The sequence below is a fragment of the Streptomyces shenzhenensis genome (assembly GCF_003688995.1).
In the GTDB taxonomy this organism is placed as follows: Bacteria; Actinomycetota; Actinomycetes; order Streptomycetales; family Streptomycetaceae; genus Streptomyces; species Streptomyces shenzhenensis_A.
In genome coordinates this window covers 397396-422300 of the sequence record NZ_PENI01000003.1, presented here as the reverse complement: position 1 = coordinate 422300, position 24905 = coordinate 397396, and the positions used below count along the sequence as shown (strand labels likewise).

At 72.8% G+C, this 24905-nt stretch carries 24 protein-coding genes and 1 riboswitch; of the genes, 6 read left to right on the top strand and 18 right to left on the bottom strand.

Annotated features, from left to right (window positions below):
- The first annotated feature begins 30 nt into the window (after positions 1 to 30).
- On the top strand, positions 31 to 405 hold the full coding sequence (locus CTZ28_RS07540) for an RNA polymerase-binding protein RbpA (RefSeq protein WP_121888447.1): 375 nt from the start codon (positions 31 to 33) through the stop codon (positions 403 to 405).
- Between the two features lie 122 nt (positions 406 to 527).
- Here the strand turns inward: CTZ28_RS07540 and fxsA are convergent, their stop codons facing one another.
- The 4 genes from fxsA to CTZ28_RS07520 all read right to left on the bottom strand — a co-directional run bounded on the left by fxsA (position 528) and on the right by CTZ28_RS07520 (position 5434).
- Complete coding sequence (gene fxsA, locus CTZ28_RS07535) at positions 528 to 1085, bottom strand: FxsA family membrane protein (protein WP_121888446.1); 558 nt, start codon at positions 1083 to 1085, stop codon at positions 528 to 530.
- Positions 1086 to 1132: 47 nt separating this feature from the next.
- Positions 1133 to 1936, bottom strand: a complete 804-nt coding sequence (locus CTZ28_RS07530; RefSeq protein WP_121888445.1) for a polyprenol monophosphomannose synthase — start codon at positions 1934 to 1936, stop codon at positions 1133 to 1135.
- Between the two features lie 535 nt (positions 1937 to 2471).
- Complete coding sequence (locus CTZ28_RS07525) at positions 2472 to 4085, bottom strand: amidohydrolase (protein ID WP_121888444.1); 1614 nt, start codon at positions 4083 to 4085, stop codon at positions 2472 to 2474.
- A gap of 908 nt (positions 4086 to 4993) precedes the next feature.
- Positions 4994 to 5434, bottom strand: coding sequence for an Lrp/AsnC family transcriptional regulator (locus CTZ28_RS07520; RefSeq protein ID WP_121888443.1), 441 nt, complete (start codon positions 5432 to 5434; stop codon positions 4994 to 4996).
- 268 nt (positions 5435 to 5702) lie between these two features.
- On the opposite strand from CTZ28_RS07520, the gene CTZ28_RS07515 reads away from it, so the two are divergent.
- Together CTZ28_RS07515 and CTZ28_RS07510 are read left to right on the top strand one after the other, a co-directional pair.
- Positions 5703 to 6143 (top strand): hypothetical protein, encoded by a 441-nt coding sequence (locus CTZ28_RS07515; RefSeq protein WP_121888442.1) that lies wholly within the window; start codon positions 5703 to 5705, stop codon positions 6141 to 6143.
- 655 nt (positions 6144 to 6798) lie between these two features.
- Positions 6799 to 7041, top strand: coding sequence for a hypothetical protein (locus tag CTZ28_RS07510; RefSeq protein WP_121888441.1), 243 nt, complete (start codon positions 6799 to 6801; stop codon positions 7039 to 7041).
- Here the strand turns inward: CTZ28_RS07510 and CTZ28_RS07505 are convergent.
- Entirely contained in the window at positions 7004 to 8215 is a 1212-nt protein-coding gene (locus CTZ28_RS07505; RefSeq protein ID WP_121888440.1) for an acyl-CoA dehydrogenase family protein, read from the bottom strand. The two genes, CTZ28_RS07510 and CTZ28_RS07505, sit on opposite strands and share 38 nt — an antisense overlap.
- A 337-nt stretch (positions 8216 to 8552) precedes the next feature.
- Here CTZ28_RS07505 and CTZ28_RS07500 point away from each other — a divergent pair, with 337 nt between their 5' ends.
- Positions 8553 to 9794, top strand: coding sequence for a glycoside hydrolase family 18 protein (locus CTZ28_RS07500; protein WP_121888439.1), 1242 nt, complete (start codon positions 8553 to 8555; stop codon positions 9792 to 9794).
- A gap of 46 nt (positions 9795 to 9840) precedes the next feature.
- On the opposite strand, the gene CTZ28_RS07495 is transcribed toward CTZ28_RS07500, so the two are convergent.
- The 3 genes from CTZ28_RS07495 to CTZ28_RS07485 all read right to left on the bottom strand — a co-directional run bounded on the left by CTZ28_RS07495 (position 9841) and on the right by CTZ28_RS07485 (position 12203).
- On the bottom strand, positions 9841 to 10500 hold the full coding sequence (locus CTZ28_RS07495; protein ID WP_121888438.1) for a TetR/AcrR family transcriptional regulator: 660 nt from the start codon (positions 10498 to 10500) through the stop codon (positions 9841 to 9843).
- 51 nt (positions 10501 to 10551) lie between these two features.
- Positions 10552 to 10692, bottom strand: a complete 141-nt coding sequence (locus tag CTZ28_RS07490; RefSeq protein ID WP_121888437.1) for an SCO1431 family membrane protein — start codon at positions 10690 to 10692, stop codon at positions 10552 to 10554.
- 140 nt (positions 10693 to 10832) lie between these two features.
- A complete protein-coding gene (locus CTZ28_RS07485) occupies positions 10833 to 12203 on the bottom strand; it encodes a peptidase C39 family protein (protein ID WP_121888436.1) in 1371 nt (456 codons plus the stop codon).
- 249 nt (positions 12204 to 12452) lie between these two features.
- Between CTZ28_RS07485 and CTZ28_RS07480 the strand changes: the two genes are divergently transcribed.
- Positions 12453 to 13043, top strand: a complete 591-nt coding sequence (locus CTZ28_RS07480) for a uridine kinase family protein (RefSeq protein WP_259471499.1) — start codon at positions 12453 to 12455, stop codon at positions 13041 to 13043.
- A gap of 479 nt (positions 13044 to 13522) precedes the next feature.
- Positions 13523 to 15388, top strand: a complete 1866-nt coding sequence (locus CTZ28_RS07475; protein WP_121888435.1) for an AAA family ATPase — start codon at positions 13523 to 13525, stop codon at positions 15386 to 15388.
- A gap of 33 nt (positions 15389 to 15421) precedes the next feature.
- On the opposite strand, the gene CTZ28_RS07470 is transcribed toward CTZ28_RS07475, so the two are convergent.
- From CTZ28_RS07470 to CTZ28_RS07420, 10 genes are all read right to left on the bottom strand, one after another.
- Positions 15422 to 16507 (bottom strand): hemolysin family protein, encoded by a 1086-nt coding sequence (locus CTZ28_RS07470; protein ID WP_121888434.1) that lies wholly within the window; start codon positions 16505 to 16507, stop codon positions 15422 to 15424.
- Positions 16504 to 17838 carry a hemolysin family protein gene (locus tag CTZ28_RS07465; RefSeq protein WP_121888433.1) on the bottom strand — a complete coding sequence of 445 codons (1335 nt, stop codon included), beginning with the start codon at positions 17836 to 17838 and terminating at the stop codon, positions 16504 to 16506. The genes CTZ28_RS07470 and CTZ28_RS07465 overlap by 4 nt, the downstream gene beginning before the upstream one ends.
- Before the next feature lie 205 nt (positions 17839 to 18043).
- Positions 18044 to 18499, bottom strand: a complete 456-nt coding sequence (locus tag CTZ28_RS07460; protein WP_121888518.1) for a PH domain-containing protein — start codon at positions 18497 to 18499, stop codon at positions 18044 to 18046.
- 31 nt (positions 18500 to 18530) lie between these two features.
- Positions 18531 to 19397 carry an ATP phosphoribosyltransferase gene (hisG, locus tag CTZ28_RS07455; protein WP_121888432.1) on the bottom strand — a complete coding sequence of 289 codons (867 nt, stop codon included), beginning with the start codon at positions 19395 to 19397 and terminating at the stop codon, positions 18531 to 18533.
- 84 nt (positions 19398 to 19481) lie between these two features.
- Complete coding sequence (locus CTZ28_RS07450) at positions 19482 to 19754, bottom strand: phosphoribosyl-ATP diphosphatase (protein WP_121888431.1); 273 nt, start codon at positions 19752 to 19754, stop codon at positions 19482 to 19484.
- A 33-nt stretch (positions 19755 to 19787) separates the two neighbouring features.
- Positions 19788 to 20273 carry a 6,7-dimethyl-8-ribityllumazine synthase gene (ribH, locus tag CTZ28_RS07445; RefSeq protein ID WP_121888430.1) on the bottom strand — a complete coding sequence of 162 codons (486 nt, stop codon included), beginning with the start codon at positions 20271 to 20273 and terminating at the stop codon, positions 19788 to 19790.
- Positions 20274 to 20309: 36 nt separating this feature from the next.
- Positions 20310 to 21638: a bifunctional 3,4-dihydroxy-2-butanone-4-phosphate synthase/GTP cyclohydrolase II gene (locus CTZ28_RS07440; protein WP_121888429.1), complete on the bottom strand. Its 1329-nt coding sequence runs from the start codon at positions 21636 to 21638 to the stop codon at positions 20310 to 20312.
- A complete protein-coding gene (gene pnuC, locus CTZ28_RS07435; RefSeq protein WP_121888428.1) occupies positions 21635 to 22279 on the bottom strand; it encodes a nicotinamide riboside transporter PnuC in 645 nt (214 codons plus the stop codon). The genes CTZ28_RS07440 and pnuC overlap by 4 nt, the downstream gene beginning before the upstream one ends.
- Complete coding sequence (locus tag CTZ28_RS07430; protein WP_121888427.1) at positions 22276 to 22878, bottom strand: riboflavin synthase; 603 nt, start codon at positions 22876 to 22878, stop codon at positions 22276 to 22278. Before CTZ28_RS07430 ends, pnuC begins: the two co-directional genes overlap by 4 nt.
- Before the next feature lie 149 nt (positions 22879 to 23027).
- Positions 23028 to 23158: riboswitch (FMN riboswitch) on the bottom strand.
- Between the two features lie 393 nt (positions 23159 to 23551).
- Positions 23552 to 24766, bottom strand: coding sequence for an ROK family transcriptional regulator (locus CTZ28_RS07420; protein ID WP_121888425.1), 1215 nt, complete (start codon positions 24764 to 24766; stop codon positions 23552 to 23554).
- Positions 24767 to 24905 lie beyond the last annotated feature (139 nt).

The window sequence follows — 24905 nt, the reverse complement described above, 5'->3', positions numbered from 1 at the left end:
TGTGGGCGACAAGCCCGGGAGGCACGATTCATGAGTGAGCGAGCTCTTCGCGGTACGCGCCTCGTGGTGACCAGCTACGAGACGGACCGCGGCATCGACCTGGCTCCGCGCCAGGCCGTGGAGTACGCATGCGAGAAGGGGCACCGCTTCGAGATGCCCTTCTCGGTCGAGGCGGAGATCCCGCCGGAGTGGGAGTGCAAGGTCTGCGGTGCCCAGGCACTCCTGGTGGACGGCGAAGGGCCGGAAGAGAAAAAGGCCAAGCCCGCGCGCACCCATTGGGACATGCTGATGGAGCGGCGCACCCGTGAGGAGCTGGAAGAGGTCCTCGAGGAGCGCCTGGCGGTGCTGCGCTCCGGGGCGATGAACATCGCGATTCATCCCCGGGACAGCCGCAAGTCCGCCTAGCGGGCGGCCTGGACACACAACGCACCTGCATGACCGCGGGCGCCGTACGTGATCGAGACGTACGGCGCCCGCGGGTTTTGCGCCACCCGGCGAGCGGGTGGCACAGGTGCCTCGCCAGGACCTCAGCGGGTCAGGGGCGGGCGCGGTTCGCGCGCCGCGTCACCCGGCACGTCGTCCCTGATGACCTCACCCTGGACCACCTTGCCGTCGGGGCGGTGAATCCGGGCCTGCTGGAAGGCGTCGCCGAGGGAGCCGGGGGCCGCCCTGTGGAGCTTGCGCTCGAAGACCCGCTCCGCAGCCCGGCTCACCGCCTTCTGCACCGGCGGGATCAGGAGCAGCAGTCCCACCGCGTCCGAGATCAGGCCCGGGATCATCAGGAGCAGACCGCCGAGCATCATCAGGCCGTTGCCGCCGCCGCGCTCCGGGGGGACACCGCGCTGCAGCGCCTCGTTCAGGCTCCGGAAGGCGCGGCGGCCCGCCCGCTTGATGACCACCGAACCGGCCACGGCGCCGGCCACCAGGAGCAGGAACACCGTGAGCCCGCCCGCCGCGCCGGCGACCTGGGTCAGCAGCCAGATCTCCAGCACGAGCCAGACGGCGATGCCCAACGGAAGGTACCGGCGCAGCCGGGAACGCCGGGGCCGGGTCGGTTGCGGAGGGGTCGGAGCGCCAGTCGTCATGCTCCCAGTGTGCCTGGGCCCGGCTCAGTGCGGGATAAGGGGGACGGTCAACGCTCCGGGCCCGGCTTGTCCTTGCCCGCGATCTTGCCGACCCGCTCGCCCACGCCCCACGCCGTGACCCGCCACAGCGCCTCCACGAGGATGTCGCGGCTCATCTTGGAGTCGCCCAGTTCCCGCTCGACGAAGGTGATGGGCACCTCGACGACATGGAAGCCCGCCTTGACGGCACGGCGGGCGAGGTCGACCTGGAAGCAGTAGCCCTGCGAGGCGACCTCGCCCAGGCCGAGGCCCTCGAGGGTCTCGCGGCGGAAGGCGCGGTAGCCGCCGGTGATGTCGCGCAGCGGCAGGTCGAGGGCGAGCCGCGAGTAGAGGCTGCCGCCGCGGGAGATGTACTCCCGGCTCTTGGGCCAGTTCACCACCCGGCCGCCGGGCACCCAGCGGGAGCCGAGCACCAGGTCGGCGCCCTTGAGCGCGGTCAGCAGACGGGGCAGTTCCTCGGGCTGGTGGGAGCCGTCGGCGTCCATCTCGATCAGTACGCCGTAGTCGTGCTCCAGGCCCCAGCGGAAGCCCGCGAGGTAGGCGGCGCCCAGGCCCTCCTTGCCCTTGCGGTGCAGCACCTGGACGTGGTCGTCCGCCACGGCCAGTTCGTCGGCGAGCTTGCCCGTGCCGTCGGGACTGTTGTCGTCCGCCACCAGCACATGCGCCTCGGGAACGGCCTTGCGTACCCGGCCGACGATCGCCTTGATGTTCTCCGCCTCGTTGTAGGTCGGGATGATCACCAAGGCCGTACCGAGCGGACCGAACTGCCGTACCCCGGCCTGTGCCGCGGGGGTCCCGTCGCCGTCGTTCACTGCTGCCCCTTCATGTCGTCCGCTGGCGTCCACCATAGTGGCCACGGCCTGCGGTGACGTGCCGCCTCGTTGGTATGGCGGTGTCGATTCCGCAAGAGCGGGGTAAGAGTGCGCGACCGGCGCGGATGTGCCGCTGCGGATGGGGGCCCGGCGCCCTTCGGGCCGACCTGGGACCCGCTGGCTGCGGGTCGACCGAAAGCCGTTGTCTACTGAGCGTCCGGGCCCCACCCGGGTCGCACCTCCCCGACCGGCCGGAACGTTCCCTCGCCGGCGCGAGTGCTGAGCCTGGTTCCCAGCGACGGTGCCCCGGTGCGGCACACCGTCCCTGACCCAGCGGCGCTGCGACGCGTGCACGGAAGCTCCCCGGTCGGGCGTCCGGTGGTGGACTCGGCCGAACCTACCGGCCCCCGGCCGCAGGCTGTCAACAGCGGTCTGACCTGCGTCGACACCCGCCTTTCCGCGGCCCGATGCGGAGGATGCGCAGGTCGCGCCGCGGGGCGGCGGGCGATCAGCGCCGCCACGCCGCCCCAGGAGATCACTCGCTCGGCCGTACGAACACCGTCCGTCCGCCCACCACGGTGCGCAGACAGACCGGCAGGTCGTGGCCGGGGGTCAGGTCGGGCAGACCCGGGGTGCCCGAGCGTGGGTCGGTCGACCAGCGCGCTACGCGGTCGTCGGGGGCCTGGACGACGAGCTCGTCGGTGCGCCACACCGCGTAGTCGGCGGGCGCGCCGGGCACCAGGACGCCCGCGTCGTCCCGGCCGACGGCCCGCCAGCCGCCGCGCGTGTGCGCGGTGAACGCGGCGCGCACCGAGATCCGGTGCTCGGGCGTGCGGTGGAAGGCCGCCGCGCGGACCGTGCCCCAGGGGTCGAGCGGTGTGACGGGGCTGTCGGAGCCGAGGGCGAGCGGGACGCCCGCGCGCAGCAGGGCCGCGAACGGGTTGAGCGCACGGGCCCGCTCGGGGCCGAGCCGCCGCGCGTACATGCCGTCCGCGCCGCCCCACAGCGCGTCGAAGGCGGGCTGGACGGAGGCGGTCAGGCCCAGGTCGGCGAAGGCGGCGATGGTCTCGGGGGTGAGCAGTTCGGCGTGTTCCACCCGGTGCCGGGCGGCGCGGACGCGGGTGAGGCCGATCTTGTCGGCGGCGGCCCGCACGCCCTCGGTCACGGCCGTCACGGCGGCGTCCCCGATGGCGTGGAAGCCCGCCTGGATTCCCGCCTCGGTGCAGGCGATCACATGCGCGGTGACCGCCGCGGCGTCGAGGTAGGCGGCGCCGGTGTGGTCGGCGTCGGCGTAGGGCTGGTGCAGGCAGGCGGTGTGGGAGCCGAGGGAGCCGTCCACGAACAGGTCGCCCGCGGCGCCGAGCGCGCCGAGCTCCCGGGCCTTCGCGACGCCCTCGTCGGACTGTTCGGCCCAGTAGCCGACGACGCGCGGGCCCGGCTCGTGCGCGGCGAGCCGCAGCAGGCCGGTGAAGTCCTCCTCGGAGGAGATCCGCGGGCCGCCGCACTCGTGGAGGGTGCCGATGCCGAGGGAGGCGGCGTGCGCGAGGGCGGCCCGCTGCGCCTCGGCCCGCTGGGCGGGGGTCACGGCCGCGAACGCGGCGGCCCGTACGGCGTGGTGGTCGTCGCCGGTGAGCGGCGCGTCCTCGCGCGCGACCGCGTCGGGCAGGAGGTCCAGCAGGGCGGTGGTCACGACGGCCGAGTGGACGTCGATGCGGGAGAGGTACAGCGGGCGCCCGCCGGTGGCCTCGTCCAGCTCCGCGCGGGTCGGGGGCCGGCCGCCGGGCCAGCGGGCGGCGTCCCAGCCGTGCCCGAGCAGCACCCGGTCGCCGGGACGGGCGGCGGCGAAGTCCCGGACGAGGTCCAGCGCGGCCTCGCGGGTGGGGGCGGCGGACAGGTCGAGGCCGGTGCGGGCCAGGCCGGTGGCGGTGGTGTGCACATGGGCGTCGGTGAAGGCCGGGGTGACCAGGGCGCCGTCCAGGTCGACCACCTCGTCGACGCCGTCCGCGAAGGCGTCGGCGGCGCCCTCGGAACCGACCCAGGCCACCTGGCCGCGCTCCACGACCATCGCGGTCGCGAAGGGGTCGGCGGGGCTGTGCACTTCTCCGCGGCGCAGGAGAACGGTCTTCGGGTCGGCGGGGCGCTCGTTCATGCCCCACAGTCTCTCCCGCGGCACCGGCCGCACGGCACTCGGGGCGGCGCCGGGGCGTACCGGCGACCCCCAGCCGCGCCCGAGGGTTCCGCGGCCCCTGGAGGCGGCCTCCCGGTCGGATCAGGCCGACCGCTTCCATGCGGCCCAGCGGGAAGGTGCGGGTGACCGACTGGCCGGTCGGCGGCGCGCCGGGTCCGGGGCACGATGGTTCAGAACTCAAGGCCTCGTCGGAGCGCACCGGCGACCCCCAGCCGCGCCCGAGGGTTCCGCGGTCCCTGGAGGCGGCCTCCCGGTCGGATCAGGCCCACCGCTTCCATGCAGCCCAGCGGGAAGGTGCGGGTGACCGACTGGCCGGTCGACAGCGCGCCAGGTCCGAGGCGCGGTGGTTCAGAACTCGGGGCCTCGTCGGAGCGTACCGACGCCCCCCAGCCGCACCCGAGGGTTCCACGGCCCCGGCTGCTTCCCGGTCGGATCAGGCCGACCGCTTCCATGCGGCGGCAGCGGGAAGGTGCGGGTGACCGACGCGCCGGTCGGCGGCGCGCCGGGCCGGGGCGCGGTGGTTCAGAACTCGGGGCCTCGTCGGAGCGTACCGACGCCCCCCAGCCGCACCCGGTCCCTGGAGGCTGCTTCCCCCGGGTCAGATCAGGCCGACCGCTTCCATGCGGCCCAGCGGGAAGGTGCGGGTGACCGACTGGCCGGTCGGCGGCGCGCCGGGCCGGGGCGCGGTGGTTCAGAACTCGGGGCCTCGTCGGAGCGTACCGACGCCCCCCAGCCGCACCCGAGGGTTCCACGGTCCCCGGAGGCGGCCTCCCGGTCGGGCCAGGCCGACCGCTTCCATGCGGCCCAGCGGGAAGGTGTAGGTGACCGACTGGCCGGTCGGCAGCGCGCCGGGGCCGGGGCGCGGTGGTTCAGATCCGCGGCGGCCTGGCCTCGTAGGGCGTCGACAGCACCACCGTGGTGCGCGTGGACACGCCCGCCAGCGTCCGCAGCCGGGCCAGCAGCTCCTCCAGTTCGTGCGGTGTGGCCACGCGCACCTTGAGGATGTAGTTCTCGTCGCCGGCGACGCTGTGGCAGGCCTCGATCTCGGGAACGCCGGCGAGGCGGTCCGCGATGTCGTCGGGCGCGCTCGGGTCGAACGGTTTCACGGAGATGAAGGCGGTCATGGGCAGCCCCACGGCCTCGGGGTCGACGACCGCGGCATAGCCGCGGATGACGCCGCGCTGTTCCAGCCGGCGCACCCGCTGGTGCACGGCCGATGTGGACAGGCCCGTGGCCTTGCCCAGGTCGGTGTAGCTCATCCGCCCGTCCTTGACGAGCAGCTGCACGATCTGACGGTCCAGCTCCTCCATGGCGCCAAAACCTACAGTGCACTTGATCTCCTCGGATACCCGGGCAACCCAGGTCATAGCCGGTTTGTGATCTCCCGGAGAGCCGGCCACGGGTCCACGGAGGGACAAATGCGCCGCACCGGGCACCTGCGAACGGCATGTGACGAACGACACACCCGCCGGGTGGGCTCTGTGATGTTCTCGTGATTACCGCCGAGAGCGGACGGGAAGTGCTTGCTGTGGTCGAGGCCGCAGCGCCTTCACGGCCCAGCCCGAGGGGGAGAATCCCATGCAGAGTCTTAAGCGCCCTGGTCGTACCGCGTCCAAGCGGCAGCACCCGGTGGTCGAACCGCAGCCGGAGGGCGTCGAATCCGACGCCTACGACAGCGAGGAACTCGACACCTACGACACCTTCGAGATGTACCGGGTGATCTGCCCGGACTGCGCGCAGCCCATCGCCCTGCTGGCGGACGAGGACGTCCTGCCGGAGCACGCGCTGTGCGCCTCGCCGTGGAACCCCTTCGGTCTCACGGTGTGCGCGGGCACCGGCCGGTCGGCCGCCGAGGCCCGCTCCGCGGACGAGTCGTTCACGCCCCAGGGGCAGGACACCGCTCTGCTGCTCACGCTGCCCCAGGGGCTGAACTGGCGCACGCAGCCCTTCTCGCACGTCGGCGGCCCGGGCTCGCGCCCGATGCACATGCCGACGATGCACAGCCAGGCCGCCGCCTGAGCCGGCTCGTTCGGTCCCGGTGACCGCCCTGCACCAGGGCGCGCGATCTGTCATGGTGCAGGAGTCGTGGTGCAGGATCAGTGCGGGCGGGTCCGCCGGACGGGCGACATCCCCGGAGCACAGCCGCCGGCAGGCGATGCGCGCCGGATCCGGCAGCCCGCGCCGTCCCGAGGCGACCCCGGGTGAGCACGGGTTCGGCCGCCTCCTGCGGCCACAGCCCGGCCGACCGGTCGAACCGGCCTCGATCAGCGGTGCGCGGGGCAGTCCGTCGACCGCCCAGGCGCGACAGGCGCGTCGGGCCGCGCCATGCCGCCGCAGACGGCCACTCTCACCCGGCAGCGCGACACCGACCTCCAACTGCATGCGCCCGGCCGGGCTCGCCGGGTGCGGCCAACTCCCCTCGCACGTACAGGACATGACGTCCGGGGGCACCCGGCAGGCGATCCGCCCAACCGGACTTGCCGTCGGCGGCGGGGACGGTGACCCGGACCGCGGTGGCGTCGGGCAGCGCGGGCGTCGGTCGTGGCATCCCCCTGGGAACAGGGGAGCTGACGGTACGTCAGTCCGCTGGAGAGGGGCCGGGCCGGACGCGGTTGAACTCACGCTCGAATCGGGCGCCCGGTGACCTGCCCGGCCGCGTCCGCGTTGCCCAGACATGTCCCGCACGCAATCGACGGCCGGCCGGCAGCTCCGGCTCTTCGTCCAACGGCCCGCAGAATCGGTTCGCCCGCTGCCGCCCCAGGACCCGCCCATCTACCGCGATCTGCTGCGCTCCTGGGCCGACCGGGGCCGCACCCTGCCGGGCCGCGACGACCCGGAGTGGGTGCGGCTGGCGGCCCTGCCGGGCGTCCTGGGCCGGATCAGTGACTCTCGGGCCCCGCGAGGTGACGGGCGATGACCATCCGCTGGATCTGGTTGGTGCCCTCGACGATCTGCAGGACCTTGGCCTCGCGCATGTAGCGCTCGACCGGGAAGTCGGCGGTGTAGCCGTACCCGCCGAGGACCTGTACGGCGTCGGTGGTCACCCGCATCGCGGTGTCGGTGCAGTGCAGCTTGGCCATGGCCGCCTGCTTGGCGAACGGGCGCCCCGCGTCGCGCAGCCGGGCGGCGGTCAGATACAGCGCCCGGCCCGCCTCGATCTGGGTGGCCATGTCGGCGAGCATGAAGCGCAGCCCCTGGAAGTCGGAGACCGGCCGCCCGAACTGCCTGCGGCCGGCGGCATAGGCGACAGCCTCGTCCAGCGCCGCCTGAGCCAGGCCGATCGCACAGGCCGCGATGCCGAGCCGCCCGGAGTCGAGCGCGGACAGCGCGATGCCGAAGCCCTGGCCCTCCTCGCCGATCCGCCGCTCGTCGGACACGCGTACGCCGTCGAAATGGACCTGCGCGGTGGGCGAGCCCTTCATGCCCATCTTCTTCTCCGGGGGCGCCGCGCTCAGGCCCTCGGCGTCGCCGGGCACCAGGAAGGCGGAGATCCCGCGCGGGCCTTCCTCGCCCGTGCGGGCCAGCACCGTGTAGAAGTCGGCGACCCCGCCGTGGGTGATCCACGCCTTGGTGCCGTTGATCACCCAGTCCCCGCCACGCTCGGCTCCGCTCGCGCGGGAGGTGCCCCCGTCGTCGCGCACCGCCTTCGTGCGCAGGGAGGCGGCGTCCGAGCCGGAGGACGGCTCGGAGAGGCAGTAGGCGCCGAGCAGTCCGCCGCCGAGCATGGCGGGCAGATACTCGGCCTGCTGCTCCTTGGTGCCGCGGGCGGCGAGCGCGAAGCAGGCCAGGGTGTGCACGCTGACCCCGAGGCCGACGGTGAGCCGGGCCGCGGCCAGCTCCTCCAGGACCTGGAGGTAGACCTCGTACGGCTGGTCGCCGCCGCCGTACTCGGCGTCGTAGGGCAGGCCGAGCAGACCGGACTCGGAGAGCAGGGTGAAGACCTCGCGCGGGAAGCGTCCGGCGTCCTCCTCCTCCTCGGCCGCCCGCGGGGCGATCTCGCGGTGCGCGATCTCGCGGACGAGCGCGATCAGATCCCTGGCCTCGTCCGTGGGCAGCTGACGCTCCACCGGCTGAGGGGCGCGGTCGGACATCTCGGCGGTCTCCTCCCTGTGTCGGGCACATCGGCGGACGTACGCCTTGGGTGGGGCGGCGCCGCCTGGTCCTTCCGGTTCCGGCCGAGGTCCGTGCTCCCGGGTCGCGGAAGCAGCTGACCAGCGGCTGTGCGCTGTGAGTATGCCCGATCGGCACCCTTCAGTCACCAGTTAACGACCGCTTACTTCAGAAAACATCGCGCCGGCTCCGACCCTCCGAAATTGGTCCGAACCATTGACCCGAGTGGTCTAGTCCTCCTAACCTCTCGCTTCAACGCCCGATCGCGTTCATGCCAATCGGCGCGCGTTCCCCTCTCCCCCACGAGGAGACACACCGATGCACACGTCCCACCGTCCCCGCCGCCCGCTGCGGGCGCTGCTGTCCGCCGCGTGTTGCGCCGTCCTCGGCGCCGGGCTGCTGGCCGGCGCGAGCACCGCCACGGCCGCGTCCCCCACCGCGCCCGAGGCGACCGCAGCAGGCTCCAAGGTCGTCGGCTACTTCACCGAATGGGGCACCTACGACCGCAAGTACTACGTCAACAACATCGAGACCTCCGGCTCGGCCGCCAAGCTGACCCACATCAACTACGCCTTCGGCAACGTCACCGGCGGCAAGTGCGCGATGGGCGACTCCTACGCCGCGACCGACCGCGCCTACACGGCGGCGGAGTCCGTGGACGGCGTCGCGGACACCTGGGACCAGCCGCTGCGCGGCAACTTCAACCAGTTGCTCAAGCTGAAGCAGAAGCACCCGGACCTGAAGATCCTGTGGTCCTTCGGCGGCTGGACCTGGTCCGGCGGCTTCGGCGAGGCCGCGCAGAACCCCGCCGCGTTCGCCCAGTCCTGCTACGACCTGGTGAACAACTCCCAGTGGGCGGGCGTCTTCGACGGCATCGACATCGACTGGGAGTATCCGAACGCCTGCGGCAACACCTGCGACAGCAGCGGCCGGGACGCGTTCCGGAACGTCATGGCGGCGCTGCGCGCGAAGTTCGGCTCAAGCAGCCTGGTGACCGCGGCGATCACCGCCGACGCCACGAGCGGGGGCAAGATCGACGCGGCGGACTACGCGGGCGCCGCACAGTACGTCGACTGGTACAACCCGATGACGTACGACTTCTTCGGCGCCTGGGACGCGACCGGTCCGACGGCCCCGCACTCGCCGCTGACCTCCTACTCCGGCATCCCGAAGGCCGACTTCCACACCTCGGCGACCATCACGAAGCTGACCGGCCTCGGCATCCCGGCCGCCAAGCTGCTGCTCGGCATCGGCTTCTACGGCCGCGGCTGGACCGGCGTCACCCAGGACGCCCCGGGCGGCACGGCCACCGGCCCGGCGGCCGGGACCTATGAACAGGGCATCGACGACTACAAGGTGCTCAGGACCAAGTGCCCGGCGACCGGCACGGTGGGCGGCACCGCGTACGCCAAGTGCGGCAACGACTGGTGGAGCTACGACACCCCGTCGACCATCGCCACCAAGATGACGTACAAGAACCAGCAGGGCCTGGGCGGCACCTTCTTCTGGGAGCTGAGCGGGGACACCTCGAACGGCGAGCTGATCAAGGCCATCGACTAGCCACGGCGCAACGAGCGGGGCGGGGCCGCGGAGGCCGCGTCCCGCCTCAGCCGTCGCGGCGGGCGGGCGGCGGCGCCGGATGGGCGGGGTCCAGCTCCTCGATGGCGCGCAGGGCGCCGCCGAGCGTCTTCACCAGCAGCTGGCACATGGTGTCGCGGGACAGCTCGGGGCGGGCGATCCAGTCGAGGGTGGCGCCCTCGACGCTGCACACCCAGGCGAGCAGCCCCATGCGGGCCAGCGGCGCGATGTCCCGGCGGCCGTAGGCGCCCTCCGCGAGGGTCGTGACGATCGCCTCGCGCACGCCGTCCCGGATGGCGTGCACCTCGGCGTCGAAGCCGACGCCGCCGCTGACGATGGTGCGGTAGGCGGCCTGGTGGTGCTCGGCGTAGCGCAGATAGCTGTCGACGGTGCGGTGCACGCGGTCCACGGCCGGCAGTTCCAGGCCGCTCGCGGCGTAGGTGACCAGGTCGGCGACGGAGTCCTCGATGATCGCCAGGTAGTAGCCGCGCTTCGACCGGAAGTAGTAGTAGATCAGCCCCTTGGCGACATGTGCCTGCCGGGCGATGTCGTCCATGGAGAGCGCGTCGTAGGAAGTGTCGGCGAACAACTTCCGCCCGATGGCGATGAGTTCGGCACGACGCGCCAGCGAGCGCTCGGTGCCGCGCGCCCGCGGCCGGACGACGGCGGGCTCTTGGTCGATGTGCAATTCGGACCCTGGTCTCAACGGGCTGCGGGACATCCGCAGTATGTCAGAACGTCACAGCAGCCCCAGCTGTGTCACGAGCATCGCCACAACCGCGACCAGGGTCCAGCCCAGGACATGCTCGACGAGCTTCGGTCCGTCGTCCCGGGGGCCGCCGGTGCGGGTGCGGGCGGCGGCTGCTGAGTGTGCGGTCATGGCGTCTCACTGGGGTCGGCTGTGCTGGTGGATCCCCCCACCGTGCTGTCCACCATGCCACCGCCCGCGGCCCGTACGGCGGAGAGGTTGGTCACAGGCGCACGCCCCCGGCGCCCCGGGGGCGGTACAGCCCGTCCGGTTCAGCGCACGCCCACCGCCGCGAGCGCCCTGCGCTGGCGCGGCGTCGGACGCACCGGGAAGAAGAGGTAGCAGACGCCGCCGGTGCCCGAGACCACCGCGCCGCCGGCGTTGTACCGCTTGGTCCTGAGCCAGATGTTCTCCCACTCCCGCCGGAGATAGACGCGGCGCACCGCCTCGTTGCTCGGCGAGGCCGGGTCGTTGGCGATCACATCGCCCTCGGCGGTGAAGCCGATCACCGTCATCAGATGCCCGGAGGTGCCGTACCCGGCTCCGGTCAGCTCGGTCCTGAGGAACGACTGGGACGTTATGGCCGGGATGCCGGCCGCGATCAGCCGCTCCAGGTCGGTGAGCGAGCCGAGCCGGGTGACCACGGCCTGCAGACCCCGGAACGTGGCCGCGTAGGCGGCGTTGAACGGCCAGTTGCCGCAGCCCCGGTACTGGTGGTCGTAGGTGAACCGGGCGGCGTGGTCCACCTGCGGGTCGGCATAGCTCGGGTCGACCCAGGACAGTTGCTCGGGGGTGAGCCGGCCGCCCCAGTACTCGATGATCATCTGCGTGGAGGTGGGGCTGCACCAGGCCTCGCCGCCGTTGTCGTACTCCGGGTACTGGCCCGCGTGCACCTCCTGCGAGTACCGCGGGACGATCAGTTCCCCGGCGAGGCACGGTGCGGCGGCCGGGACGGTGAAGCGGTCGGGGACGGCGGAGCCCATCGCGCCGAGCCGCCGGACGACGGGGGTCAGCCGCGAGCCGGGCCTGCGGTAGAGGGTGAGCCGCAGCCGGTACGACACCAGACGCAGGCCCGTGGCGGCGTCATCGACGGCGAGGGTGTCCGTCCAGACGCTGCTCCTGCCGTCGGACTGGCCGTCCACGGAGGTCCGTCTGATGTCCTGGTCGCCGGCCGCCCAGCGGCCCATCACGTACCAGGGGGTGTCCATGCCGTCGGAGTACGTCCCGCGCAGCTCGATCTGGATCCAGGTGCCGTCCGGGGTGTGCGCGTTCCAGGAGGCGATCGCCTCGGTGGACGGGACAGCCAGGCAGTGGACCGGGGAGGTCCAGGTGGCGTACTCCCAGGCGGCGGTGGTGCCGGTGTGCGGGTCCGTGTAGTCGGTGGTGCCCGCGGGGGCGGCAATCACCACGCCGGAGCGGCGGCCCGCGACGGCTCTGACGCCCTCGGCGGCGCCGGAGCGCCAGTCGGTGTACGTGGTCCAGGCGCGGTTGTCCACGGTGCGGGCGGGTTCCGGTTCGTCGGCGTCGGAGCCGGTCACGGCGGCCGCCGGCCCCGTGCCGGAGACCACGGTGCCGGAGGCCGCCGCCGCGGCGACCGCGGCGGCCAGGACGGTTCTGCGGGAGGGCTGTTCGGCTCTGTTCATGGGCGGAAGTACCCCCAGGTGTCCGAGTCGGGACGGGTCCGGTCCACGGCGGTCCGGCTCCGGGCAGTGCCGCCCGTCGGCTCGATCGCCGTGCGGTTGTGCGCCAACTATGGATCAGGCGGCATGCCCCTGCCAGCACTTCGGCCCATGCCACACCCGGCAATATTGGTCTCGTCCACTGACGCACCCACCGGGAACGGCCCGCCGCGGGCGCGGCTAGCATGATTCCGAAAAGCGCCCCCCTCTCTCTTGTCTCCAGGAACCGTCATTCACGAGCTCGTCTCCCGGCTGTGTGGTCTTCCGCCCTCCTGCGGTCCGGTCCGGCTGATCGGCGTCGACGGCCACGCCGGCTCGGGAAAGTCCACGTTCGCGGGGGAACTGGCCGCCGCCCTGGGCGGGGCACCGGTGCTGCACCTCGACGACATCGCCAGCCACGACGCGCTGTTCGGCTGGACCGGACGGCTGCTGACCCAGGTGATCGAGCCGCTGGCCCGGGGCGAGAGCGCGGCGTACGCGCCCTACGACTGGCGGGCGCGCTCCTTCGGCCCGCCCCGCCCGCTGCAGCCCGCGCCCGTGGTCCTCGTCGAGGGCGTCGGGGCGGGCCGCCGGGCGCTGCGGCCGTATCTGGCACGGCTGCTGTGGATGGAGCTGCCGCGCGAGGAGTCCTGGACGCGCGGGCGCCGACGGGACGGGCGCGCGCAGCGGGAGTTCTGGGCCGACTGGGTCGAGGCGGAGCGCCGGCACTTCGCCGGGGACCCCTCGCGCCCCCATGCCGACCTGCTGGTGCTCCAGTCACAGAAGGGGTACGAGGTGCTCCCGGGGCCCGCCGCGACCCGCTGATCCGAGCGGAATGTCACGCTCGGTGAGGAACCATCCGCTGTGTGCTGAACTTGTGAAGGCCCCTGCATAAGAACTTCTCCGAGTGCCTCAACTCGGCTTGACCCGGGGGCCGTACAGGTCTTACGTTCTCAATGTGCGGCCATTCGGAGCCGCCCGCAGACGCGAAGCCCCCGGTTGTTCCCCCGTGATCGGGGGCTTCGTTCTGCCCGGAGCCCGCCCTTCGGACGCCCAGCGCGGCGATTCGCTCACCCTCGGTCACCGAACCGAGTGCGCCCCATCTGCTCCCACCTCGTCAAACGCCCTGTGCGGCACCCTTCGGCGCGCGCCCGACGCGCGGGTACGATGCCCCTGGTGCGACCTACGAACGGCTGCTTCGCGCACCTGCAACTCCGGTCCGCGGCACAGCGGTTCGACCAGAGGCGGCCGCCGGGCAGCCGCCCGGCGGTGAACCAACGGGGGCACGGTTTGTGGGGGACGTGATGGACTTCGGCACGCAGGGCCCCGAGGCCCCGGCCGACCTCGCCTGGCTGCGAGGCGTGGACGCCTACACGGTGGGCGCCTATCCACAGGCGGAGGAGGAGTTCCGCACCGCGGTGCGGATGGACCCCGGGATGGCGGACGCCTGGCTCGGGCTGCACGCGCTGCGCGTCGACACGACGACCGCGCTGCTGCGGATGTTCCGGCACCGGGACCGCTTCGGCGAGCAACGGTCCCGGCACCGCCGCACCCTCAACTCCTGGTACTGGTTGGGCTGGTGGGTGCAGCCGGTGCTGGAGAGCCCGCGCGATCTGCTGCTCGCGCACTCCTCGCACTGGCTCGACGGCCGCCATGTGCCGGAGCTGGACCGGGCGCTGGCCGGCCTGCCGCCCGTGGACACGGACCCGCAGGTCCGCTTTCTGCACGCGTGCCGCGCCTATCTCGTCAAGGACTGGGACCAGCTCGTCCGGCACACCGACTCGCTGCTCGACGACGCCATGCTCGGCATCGAGGCGGGCCTGTTCGGCGGCATGGCCCGGGTCCGGCTGGAGATGTACGGCCAGGCGGAACCGCTGCTGTCGGCGGCGCTGATGCGCTGCCGCAGCGAGCAGCCGCAACGCAAGGAGCTGCGCTACTGGCTGGCCCGGGCCCACGAGGGCACGGGCCGCAGCGCCGCCGCGCTCCCCCTGTACCGGGCCGTGCACCGGGTCGATCCCGCCTTCATGGACACCTCGGCCCGGCTCGCCGCGATCGCCGAGGGCGACGGGTACGACGACGCCGCGGACCTCGCGGCGATCATGCTCACCGGGGCCGGACAGGACAGCGTGGACGGCCCGGACATGCTCGACCCGCTCTTCGGCACCGAGGGCCGCGACCTGCGGTTCACCGAGCCCGACCTGCCGCCGGCCGGCCCGCTGCCGTCGGTGGCCGATCCGGCGGTGCGCGAGAAGACCGGGGTGCCGTCGGCGCCGCTGCCCACGGGGCCCACCGACCCCGCCCTGTTGGAGGAGGCGCTCGCCGAGCTGGAGCGCATGGTCGGGCTGGAACCGGTGAAGCGCCAGGTCAAGGCGTTGTCGGCACAGTTGAACATGGCACGGCTGCGGGCCGGCCAGGGGCTGCCGGTCCAGCCGCCGAAACGCCACTTCGTCTTCTCCGGTCCCTCGGGCACCGGCAAGACCACCGTCGCCCGTATCCTCGGCCGCGTCTTCTACGCCCTCGGGCTGCTCGGCGGCGACCACCTCGTGGAGGCACAGCGGGCCGACCTGGTCGGCGAGTACCTGGGCCAGACGGCCGTGAAGGCCAACGAGCTGATCGACTCCGCGATCGGCGGCGTCCTGTTCGTGGACGAGGCGTACTCGCTGTCCAACTCCGGCTACGGCAAGGGTGACGCCTACGGCGACGAGGCCCTCCAGGTGCTGCTCAAGCGGGCGGAGGACAACCGGGACCACCTGGTGGTGATCCTGGCCGGCTACCCCGAGGGCATGGACCGCCTGCTGGCCGCCAACCCCGGTCTTTCGTCCCGCTTCACCAGCCGCGTCGACTTCCCCTCGTACCGGCCGCTCGAACTCACCGCGATCGGCGAGGTGCTGGCCGCGGAGAACGGGGACGGGTGGGACGAGGAGGCGCTGGAGGAGCTGCGGTCCATCGCCGGGCACGTGGTCGACCAGGGGTGGATCGACGAGCTGGGCAACGGGCGGTTCCTGCGGACCCTGTACGAGAAGAGCTGCGCCTACCGGGATCTGCGGCTGTCGGGCTACCCCGGCACGCTGACCCGGGACGATCTGGCGACGCTCCGGCTGCCCGACCTGATGCAGGCGTACGGGGAGGTGCTGTCGGGGCGCGGGCCGCAGGATCCGTCGGCCATGTGACCCACGGATCCCGCGGCCCGGCGCGGGTCCGGCTCAGCCGGCCAGCGCGCCCTCCGGTTCCCCGCTCACCCGCGGCTCCGCCACCTTCGGCACGGCGGCCTGCCGGTGCGCGGGATCCCGTACCTCGCCGACCAGCAGCTCCAGTACGTCCTCCAGCGCGACCAGGCCGAGGATCCGGCCCGACGCGTCGGCCACCTGGGCCAGATGGGTGGCGGCCCGCCGCATCACCGTGAGCGCGTCGTCCAGCGGCAGTTCGGCCCTGAGCGTGGTCATCGGCCGCCACACCTGCTGCGGCACGGCCCGGTCGGACTCCTCCAGGTCGAGTACGTCCTTCACATGCAGATAGCCCATGAAGGCGCCGGTCTCCGCGGCGACCGGGAAGCGGGAGAATCCGGTCCGCGCGGTGAGCCGGACGATCTGCCCGGGTGTGACCGACGGGGGCACCGTCACCAGCGACTCGCGTCGCAGGAGCACATCGGTGACCGGGCGCAGGCCCAGCTCCAGCGCGTCCTCCAGGCGCTCCTGCTCCTCGGGGCCGAGCAGACCGGCCTGCCCCGAGTCCTCCACCAGCCGGCCCAGCTGCACGCTGGTGAAGACGGCCTCGACCTCGTCCTTGGGCTCGACGTGGAACAGCCGCAGGATGCCCTGGGCGCAGGCGCCGAGCGCCACGGTGATCGGCCGGCACACCCGGGCGAAGGCGACCAGACCGGGGCTGAGCCACAGCGCGGCCTTCTCCGGTGCCGCCATCGCCAGGTTCTTCGGCACCATCTCGCCGATCACCAGGTGGCTGAAGACCACCGCGGCGAGGGCGACGACGTAACCGAGCGGATGGATCATGCCGTGCGGAAGGTGGAGCCATTCGAAGGCCGGCTCCAGCAGCCGCGCCACGGTGGGCTCGGCGACCGCGCCCAGGGTCAGCGAGCAGACCGTGATGCCGAACTGGGCGGCGGCCATCATCTGCGGCAGGTGCTCCAGACCGTAGAGCACCTGGCGGGCCCGCGCGCTGCCGAGCGGTTCGATCTGGCTGCGGCGCACGGAGATCAGCGCGAACTCGGCGCCCACGAAGAATCCGTTGGCGAGCACCAGCAGCGCGGCGAGGACGAGTTGCAGCACGCTCATCGGACCGCCTCCGCGACCGGGGCCACGGGGGCGGTGCGCACCAGCCGGACCCGTTCCGCCCGGTAGTGGCCGACCTGGCGCACCGACAGCCGCCAGCCGGGCAGCTCGGCCCGGTCGCCCGGTGCCGGGATACGGCCGAGCAGATCGGCGACCAGGCCCGCGACGGTCTCGTACGGCCCCTCGGGCACGTCGAGTCCTATCCGCCGCAGGACGTCGACGCGGCAGCTGCCGTCGGCGTCCCAGGCCGGCCTGCCGTCCTCGGGCGGGGCGGCGGCGAGTTCGGGAAGGTCCTGGCCGTCGTGCTCGTCGCGGACCTCGCCGACGAGCTCCTCGACGATGTCCTCCAGGGTCACCACGCCCGCCGTGCCGCCGTACTCGTCGACGACGACGGCGATGGGCTGCTCGCTGCGCAGCCGGGCGAGCAGCGGCTGGACGGGCAGGGTCTCCGGGACCAGCAGCGCCTTGTGGGCGATCCGGCCGACCGGGGTGCGCAGTCGCTCCTGCGGCGGGACCGCCAGGGCGTCCTTGAGGTGGGCCATGCCGACGATCTCGTCGATCTTCTCCCGGTAGACGGGGAAGCGGGAGAGGCCGGTGGCCCGGGTGAGGTTGACGACGTCCTCGGCGGTGGCCGAGGACTGGAGCGCGCTGACCTTCACCCGCGGGGTCATGACGTGCTGCGCGGTCAGCCCGCCCAGCGACAGGGTCCGTACGAACAGGTCGGCCGTGTCCTGTTCCAGGGCGCCCGCCCGGGCGGAGTGCCGGGCCAGGGAGACGAGTTCGCCGGGGGTGCGGGCGGAGGCCAGCTCCTCGGCGGGTTCGACGCCCAGGGCGCGCACCAGCCGGTTGGCGACCGCGTTCAGCGAGGCGATCACCGGGCGCAGCAGCCGGGCGAAGCGGTACTGCGGGCCCGCGACGAAGCGCGCGACCTGCAGCGGTTTGGACACCGCCCAGTTCTTCGGTACGAGTTCGCCGATCACCATCTGGACCGCGGAGGCGAGCAGCATGCCGACGACCACGGCGACGCCGGAGACGGCGCCGTCGGGGATGCCGGTCGCGGTGACCGGGCCGCTCAGCAGCCGGGCCAGGGCCGGTTCGGCGAGCATGCCGACGACCAGGGAGGTGATGGTGATGCCGAGCTGGGTGCCGGAGAGCTGGAAGGACAGCTCCTTGAGCGACTCGACGACCCGGTGGGCGCGTCTGTCGCCCTCGGCCGCGGCCTTCTCGGCGTCCGGCCGCTCGACCGTCACCAGGCCGAATTCGGCCGCCACGAAGAAGCCATTGGCGAGGATCAGCAGGAATGCGGCTGCGAGGAGCAGCAGGGGGGTGGTCATGATGCCGCCGCCTCCGCGGTATGTCGGGAGGGGGCGGCGCAGGTACTACAGGACGATCCGTCCATCGCCGGAGGGGGTCACTCCTCGGGTAGCAGGAACCCCTGTGCACCGGGCGGCGCAGCAGGGGCGGAGGCACAACGGAAACGCCTCCGCCCACCAGATTAATCAAGACACCCGCCGCCGCGGCAGAGTGGACGACCCGAAGTCAGCCCTGATCTCGGTCCGGGCCCTGGCCTGCGTGGGCCTCGGCGAGCGCCCGCAGCGCGTGCGCGTCGGCGATGGCGCGCTGTTTGGCGATGCCCGGCTGGATGCCGAGCGCGGGCAGGCTGGTGCCGTCGCTGAGGTCGAGGAAGACCCAGGGATCGCCCGGACGGAGGTTCACCCGAAGGATCTCCGCCCAGTCCAGGCGCCGCCTGCTGGCGATGTTGACGACGGTGACGCCGGACTCGTCGGCGACGACCTTCACCCGGGCGAGCAGGGCCAGCACCCAGAAGATCAGCGCCCCGGTCAGGACGAAGGTGAGCCGCTCCCCCGGGCCGAGCTGCTCAAGCGCCAGCGCGACCCCGGTTATCACCAGGAGTATCGCCACTCCGGCAGTGAGCAGAATCACCCGGGTGAGGTGCGGGCGGAAGGTGACGGGCAGCGCGGGCGGTTCGGGCAGGGCGGACACGGGTCTGCGGCCTCCTCGGCGGTCAGAGGCGGCAGGCGTGGATGGCCGTGGTCAGGATGGCCCGCGCCCCGATGTCGTACAGGTCGTCCATGATCCGCTGGGCGTCCTCGGCCGGGACCATGGCGCGGACGGCGACCCAGCCCTCGTTGTGCAGCGGCGAGATGGTCGGGCCCTCCAGGCCGGGGGTGATGGCGACGGCCTGTTCCAGGTGCTCGGCGCGGCAGTCGTAGTCCATCATCACGTACGTCCGGGCGACCAGGACGCCCTGGAGCCGGCGCAGGAACTGCTGGACCTTCGGCTCGGCTGAATCTTCGGCGGCGTCGGCGCTCGCGCCGGTGCGCCGGATGACGATCGCCTCGGACTTCATGATCGGCTCGCCGATGACCTCGAGGCCGGCGTTGCGCAGCGAGGTGCCGGTCTCGACGACGTCCGCGATGACCTCGGCGACGCCGAGTTCGATGGCGGTCTCGACGGCACCGTCGAGGTGCACGACGGAGGCGTCGACGCCCTGGTCGGCGAGGTGCTTGGCGACGATGCCCTCGTAGGAGGTGGCGACCGTCCTGCCGCCCAGGTCCGCGACGCCGGCCGCGGTGCCGGGCTTGGTGGCGTAGCGGAACGTGGAGCGGGCGAAGCCGAGCGGGAGGATCTCCTCGGCGTTGGCGCCCGAGTCGACCAGCAGGTCGCGGCCGGTGATGCCGATGTCGAGGCGGCCGGAGGAGACGTAGATCGCGATGTCGCGGGGGCGGAGGTAGAAGAACTCGACCTCGTTCGTCGGATCGACGGTCCTGAGTTCCTTGGACTCCCGGCGCTGCCGGTAGCCGGCCTCATGCAGCATGTCCGCCGCAGGGCCGGACAGGGAACCCTTGTTGGGGACGGCGATGCGCAGCATGAGGTCGGCTTCCTTCGTGTGACGGGACTGACGGTGCGGGCACTGCGTGGGGCGGTTGCCCGTGGCGGGCTCGGCCGCCCGGGCCTACAGGTGGGCGTAGACGTCGTCCAGGGCGATGCCACGGGCGACCATCATCACCTGGACGTGGTACAGCAGCTGGGAGATCTCCTCGGCGGCCGCGTCCTTGCCCTCGTACTCGGCGGCCATCCAGACCTCGGCTGCCTCCTCGACGACCTTCTTGCCGATGGCATGGACTCCCTTGCCGACCAGTTCGGCGGTGCGGGAGGTGGCGGGGTCGCCGTGGGCGGCCTTGTGCTGGAGCTCCGTGAAGAGCTCCTCGAACGTCTTCTTGGACATGGTGATCCCACCCTACGCGGTTGCGGGGGCTCCTCAGCGCCAGGGTTCGGATACCGAGCGCAGTGTTGCCGCGGTGGCGACCGCGGCGGTCACCGCCTCGTGGCCCTTGTCCTCCTGGGAGCCCTTCAGCCCGGCCCGGTCCAGGGCCTGTTCCTCGGTGTCGCAGGTCAACACGCCGAAGCCGACGGGCACGCCGGTCTCGACCGACACCTGGGTCAGGCCCTGGGTGACGCCCTGACACACATAGTCGAAGTGGGGGGTGCCGCCGCGGATCACGACGCCGAGGGCGACGATCGCGTCGTAGCCGCGGCCGGCCAGCACCTTGGCGACCACCGGCAGCTCCCAGCTGCCGGGGACCCTGAGCAGGGTGGGCTCGTCGATCCCCAGGTCGTGCAGGGCGCGCAGCGCGCCGTCCACCAGTCCGTCCATCACCTTCTCGTGCCACTGTGCCGCGATGACGGCGACCCTGAGATCGCCGACGTTCCGGACGGACAGTTCCGGTGCACCCTTGCCGCTCACGTGTCTCCTCAGTGCTCTTGCTTGCTGGTTGCCCGCTTACTGGTTGCCGCAGCCGGACTCGGCCGGCGCCTCCAGCCAGGGCAGGTCGTGGCCCATCCGGTCCCGTTTGGTGCGCAGGTAGCGGAGGTTGTGCTCGCCCGCGTGCACGGGCATCGGCTCGCGTCCGGTGACCTTGAGACCGTGGCGCTGCAGCGCGTCGGTCTTGTCGGGGTTGTTGGTCATCAGGCGCACGCTGTGCACACCGAGGTCCGCCAGGATCCTGGCGCCGGCGCCGTAGTCGCGGGCGTCGGCGGGCAGGCCGAGTTCGAGGTTGGCGTCCAGGGTGTCCCGGCCGCGTTCCTGGAGTTCGTACGCGCGCAGCTTGGACAGCAGGCCGATGCCCCGGCCCTCGTGTCCGCGCAGGTAGACGACGATGCCGCGGCCCTCGTCCCGGATCCGGTCCAGGGCGGCGTCCAGTTGCGGGCCGCAGTCGCAGCGCAGCGAGCCGAAGACGTCGCCGGTGAGGCACTCGGAGTGGACGCGGACCAGGACGTTCTCGCCGTCGCCGAGGTCGCCGTGGACGAGCGCGACGTGTTCGACGCCGTCGGCGGTGGAGCGGTAGCCGTAGGCGGTGAAGGTGCCGTGCCGGGTGGGCAGGCGGACCTCGGCCTCGCGGTGGACGGCGGGGCCCGGCGCGGGCATCCGCTGCTTGACCGGGGCCGTGGGCCGGGCGGCGCGGCGGTGGGCGATCAGGTCCGCGATGGAGATGATCGCCAGGCCGTGCTTGCGGGCGAACGGGATCAGCTCGGGCAGGCGCAGCATGCGTCCGTCCTCGCCGGCGATCTCCACGATCGCGCCGGCCGGCCGCAGCCCGGCGAGCCGGGCGAGATCGACGGCGGCCTCGGTGTGGCCGGGCCGGACCAGGACGCCGCCGGGCCGGGCGCGCAGCGGGAAGACATGGCCGGGGCGGACCAGGTCGCCGGGTTCGGCCGTGCCGCTCGCCAGCAGCTGGAGTGTGGTGGCGCGGTCGACGGCCGAGATCCCGGTGGACACGCCGTGCGCGGCGGAGGCGTCCACGGACACGGTGAACGCGGTCTCCATGGACTCGGTGTTGTCCTGGACCATCTGCGGGAGTTCCAGCCGGTCGAGTTCCGGGCCCTCCATGGGGGCGCAGATCAGGCCGCGGCACTCGCTCATCATGAAGGCGACGATCTCGGGCGTCGCCTTCTCGGCGGCGATGACGAGGTCGCCCTCGTTCTCCCGGTCCTCGTCGTCCACGACCACGACGGGGCGGCCGGCCGCGATGTCGGCGACGGCCCGCTCGATCGGGTCGAGGGTGAGGTCCTCGGTGGTGTCGGTGCCGTACAGGATCGGTGCCGCGGTCATGCGGTCGCTCCTTCCAGGACGGGCCGCGCGGTCCTGCGGGAGCGCAGCCACCAGTCGCGCAGGCCCCACAGGACGAGTGCGCCGTAGATGACGTAGACGAAGCCGGAGAAGGCGAAGCCGTTGGCGAAGTTGAGCGGGACGCCGACGGCGTCCACGAGGAGCCAGGCGAGCCAGAACTCGACCATGCCGCGCGCCTGGGCGTACATCGCGACGATGGTGCCGATGAATATGTAGGCGTCCGGCCAGGGGTCCCAGGACAGCGAGGGGTAGGCGTGGAACAGCCCGGCGACGGCGACGGTGCCGACGCCTGCGGCGGCGAGCAGGGCGGCCCGCTCGCGCGGGGTGGCGAACCGTACGGCGATATGACCGTCCTCGCCCTGCGCCCTGCCGCGGTTCCACTGCCACCAGCCGTAGCCGGCGACGACCATGACCACGATCTGCTTGCCCGCGCTGCCGGAGAGGTGGGCGGTGGCGAACGCGGCGAACAGGATGAGCCCGGACAGGAACTGTGTCGGCCAGCTCCACAGGGAGCGGCGCCAGCCGAAGACCAGGCCGACCAGGCCGATGACGTTGCCGATCATGTCCGACCACTTGATGTGCTGGCCGAGGAGGGTGAAGGCCTGCGCGTTGAGCCAGTTCACCGGGTCGCCCCCTGGCCGGCGAGCAGCCGCTCGACGTACTTGGCGATGACGTCGACCTCCAGGTTGACCGGGTCGCCGGGCTGCTTGTGGCCGAGCGTGGTCAGGGCGAGGGTGGTCGGGATCAGGCTGACGGTGAAGTGGTCGTCGCCCGCCGTCACGACGGTGAGGCTGATGCCGTCGACGGTGATGGAGCCCTTCTCGACGACGTAGCGGGCGAGGTCCGCGGGCAGGGAGATCTTCACGATCTCCCAGTGCTCGGAGGGGGTGCGCTCCAGGACTTCGCCGGTGCCGTCCACATGGCCCTGCACGATGTGTCCGCCGAGGCGCGCGCCGACGGCGGTGGGGCGTTCGAGGTTGACGCGGGAGCCCGCGGTGAGGACGCCGAGGCTGGAGCGGTTCAGCGTCTCGGCCATGACGTCCGCGGTGAACTCGTCGCCGTCGTGCTCCACGACGGTGAGACAGACACCGTTCACGGCGATGGAGTCGCCGTGCCGCGCACCCTCGGTGACGACGGGGCCGCGGAGCCGGAAGCGGGAGGCATCGCCCAGGTTCTCGACGGCGGTGACTTCACCCAGCTCTTCGACGATTCCGGTGAACACTTCCCGGGTCCTCCTGCCTCTTCGGGCACGGACTCCGGGGCCTGTCGATGACGACAGAAGAAGCGGATGAGCACTCGGGGAACGGCGCCGGACGGACCCGTCCGCGGGGGACGCGTCCAGAGACGGCGGCGTGCACGGATGCCCGCCCGCCGCGCACTGCCTCCCATCCGGACTTTAACCGTCGGTCCAGGAATTTCACCTGGTCAACCGGCCGCTGGAAGCGACCGGGTCGCGGACTGTAACCGCCGGTTCGGACTTTCACCGACCCCGGAGTGCGCTGCTTCTGGTACCTGCCCAGTGTGCCACGGCCGATCGCCGTCCCGACAGGGCGCCCGTGTGGCTTGGCTCACAGCGCGGGGCGCGCGACGCCCCCGTCCGGCCGTCGCAGGCCAACTCCCCTGCTGAGGATGACTCTTGACCGTCGCTCACACCCATTGACCTTACTGGTCTAGTCCTTTTAGGGTGCGGGCGGGCCCGGTGGCGGTGACGACGGCCCTTGCCCGCCGCCGGGTCGCCGGCCTTCCCGGGGACCTCCGGCAGACCGCGGGCGAAGACGGCCGGGCGCAGCGCGAGCACGCCGACCGGCGGGGACGAGTGGGCGGCGGCGGGCTGCTCGCGGCGGCTCGGCGGGCCGCTGTGGTGCGGCGACGCCCCGAAGGGACGCGAGGCCGTGTCACCCTGCGGCTCCGCCGCGACGGGGGTCCCCCGTGAACAGGTCGTCCTGGGCGCGTTCCCGGGCGGTCAGCAGGGCCCCGCGCAGGACGGCTCCGCCGCCGAGGGTGCTCGGCCGCACCTCGGTGGGCAGGGGCGACATCCGCCGGACCCGCTCCTGCACCCGGGCCGCGAGCCGCGCTCCGCCGGCCTGGCCGACCTCTCCGCCGAGGACCACACAGCCGGGGTCCAGGACAGCGACGACGGAGGCCGCGCCGATGGCGATCCGGTCGGCGAGCGCGTCGAGAAAGCGGTCAGTGGCCGCCGGCGGGGCGGCTCCGGCCACGGCCGCCCGCACCAGGCCCGCGGCGCGCGGCCCGTCCGTGCCGTCCGCGGCGCCGGTCAGCCCGCACGCGTCGGCCAGCGCCTCCACGGCCGCGGCACCGGCCAGGGAGTGGAAGCCGCCCTCGCAGTCCGTCGCGGAGGGCAGCGTCGCGGTGCCCGGGACCGGCAGGAAGCCGATCTCGCCGGTGCCGCCGGAGGCGCCGCGGCGCAGGGTGCCGTCCAGGACGACGGCGGCGCCTGCGCCGTGGCCGAGCCAGAGCAGGACGAAGGTGTCGCGGTCCCGGGCGCCGCCCTCGCGCTGCTCGGCCAGCGCGGCGAGGTTGGTCTCGTTCTCGACGCTGACCCGGGCCTCGGGCAGGCGTTCCTGAAGGGCCGCGACCAGCCGGCGGTGCCAGGCCGGCAGGCCGGAGGAGTCGCGCAGTTCGCCCGTGACCGGGTCGATCAGGCCCGGTGCGCCGATGCCGACGGTGTGCAGCCGGTCGGCCCCGGCCTCCTTCACCGCCCGCTCCACCAGCGCCACCGCCTGCTCCACCGCGGGCCCGGTCCCGATGTCCCCGGCGATGGGCACGGACGCCTCGGCGAGCACACGGCCCAGCAGATCGGACACCAGCACGGAGACACCCTCCGTACGGACGTCGAGCGCGGCGAGGTGGGCGCGGTCGGCGACGATGCCGTAGAGCCGGGCGTTCGGGCCGCGGCGCTGCTCACCCGACTCACCGACGACCGTGATCAGGCCGGAGTCCGCGAGCCGCTCGACGAGGTCGGCGACGGTCGGCCGGGACAGCCCCGTCAGCTGCTTCAACTGCCCGGCCGTGAGCGGGCCTTCGTCCTGCAGCAGGCGCAGGGCGAGCCGGTCGTTGATGGCCCGGGCGGTGCTCGGTGATGCGGCCATGACGGAATCCTCCCAGATCGGCGGAGCCGGCCTGCCGCCCGCTGCGTGCCGGGGCGGCGACATTGCCGCCTATCTATCAGGCAGGGTGCCTGATAATTTACGCCGAGACAGCGGGGTGACCGTCCAGGGAGGGGCCGGA

Bases quoted from the DNA above. Each gene is read 5' to 3' on its own strand.
- CTZ28_RS07540 (WP_121888447.1), top strand. From the start codon at position 31: ATGAGTGAGCGAGCTCTTCGCGGTACGCGCCTCGTGGTGACCAGCTAC.
- fxsA (WP_121888446.1), bottom strand. From the start codon at position 1,085: ATGACGACTGGCGCTCCGACCCCTCCGCAACCGACCCGGCCCCGGCGT.
- CTZ28_RS07525 (WP_121888444.1), bottom strand. From the start codon at position 4,085: ATGAACGAGCGCCCCGCCGACCCGAAGACCGTTCTCCTGCGCCGCGGA.
- CTZ28_RS07520 (WP_121888443.1), bottom strand. From the start codon at position 5,434: ATGGAGGAGCTGGACCGTCAGATCGTGCAGCTGCTCGTCAAGGACGGG.
- CTZ28_RS07515 (WP_121888442.1), top strand. From the start codon at position 5,703: ATGCAGAGTCTTAAGCGCCCTGGTCGTACCGCGTCCAAGCGGCAGCAC.
- CTZ28_RS07510 (WP_121888441.1), top strand. From the start codon at position 6,799: ATGTCCCGCACGCAATCGACGGCCGGCCGGCAGCTCCGGCTCTTCGTC.
- CTZ28_RS07505 (WP_121888440.1), bottom strand. From the start codon at position 8,215: ATGTCCGACCGCGCCCCTCAGCCGGTGGAGCGTCAGCTGCCCACGGAC.
- CTZ28_RS07500 (WP_121888439.1), top strand. From the start codon at position 8,553: ATGCACACGTCCCACCGTCCCCGCCGCCCGCTGCGGGCGCTGCTGTCC.
- CTZ28_RS07490 (WP_121888437.1), bottom strand. From the start codon at position 10,692: ATGACCGCACACTCAGCAGCCGCCGCCCGCACCCGCACCGGCGGCCCC.
- CTZ28_RS07485 (WP_121888436.1), bottom strand. From the start codon at position 12,203: ATGAACAGAGCCGAACAGCCCTCCCGCAGAACCGTCCTGGCCGCCGCG.
- CTZ28_RS07475 (WP_121888435.1), top strand. From the start codon at position 13,523: ATGGACTTCGGCACGCAGGGCCCCGAGGCCCCGGCCGACCTCGCCTGG.
- CTZ28_RS07470 (WP_121888434.1), bottom strand. From the start codon at position 16,507: ATGAGCGTGCTGCAACTCGTCCTCGCCGCGCTGCTGGTGCTCGCCAAC.
- CTZ28_RS07465 (WP_121888433.1), bottom strand. From the start codon at position 17,838: ATGACCACCCCCCTGCTGCTCCTCGCAGCCGCATTCCTGCTGATCCTC.
- hisG (WP_121888432.1), bottom strand. From the start codon at position 19,397: ATGCTGCGCATCGCCGTCCCCAACAAGGGTTCCCTGTCCGGCCCTGCG.
- CTZ28_RS07450 (WP_121888431.1), bottom strand. From the start codon at position 19,754: ATGTCCAAGAAGACGTTCGAGGAGCTCTTCACGGAGCTCCAGCACAAG.
- CTZ28_RS07440 (WP_121888429.1), bottom strand. From the start codon at position 21,638: ATGACCGCGGCACCGATCCTGTACGGCACCGACACCACCGAGGACCTC.
- CTZ28_RS07420 (WP_121888425.1), bottom strand. From the start codon at position 24,766: ATGGCCGCATCACCGAGCACCGCCCGGGCCATCAACGACCGGCTCGCC.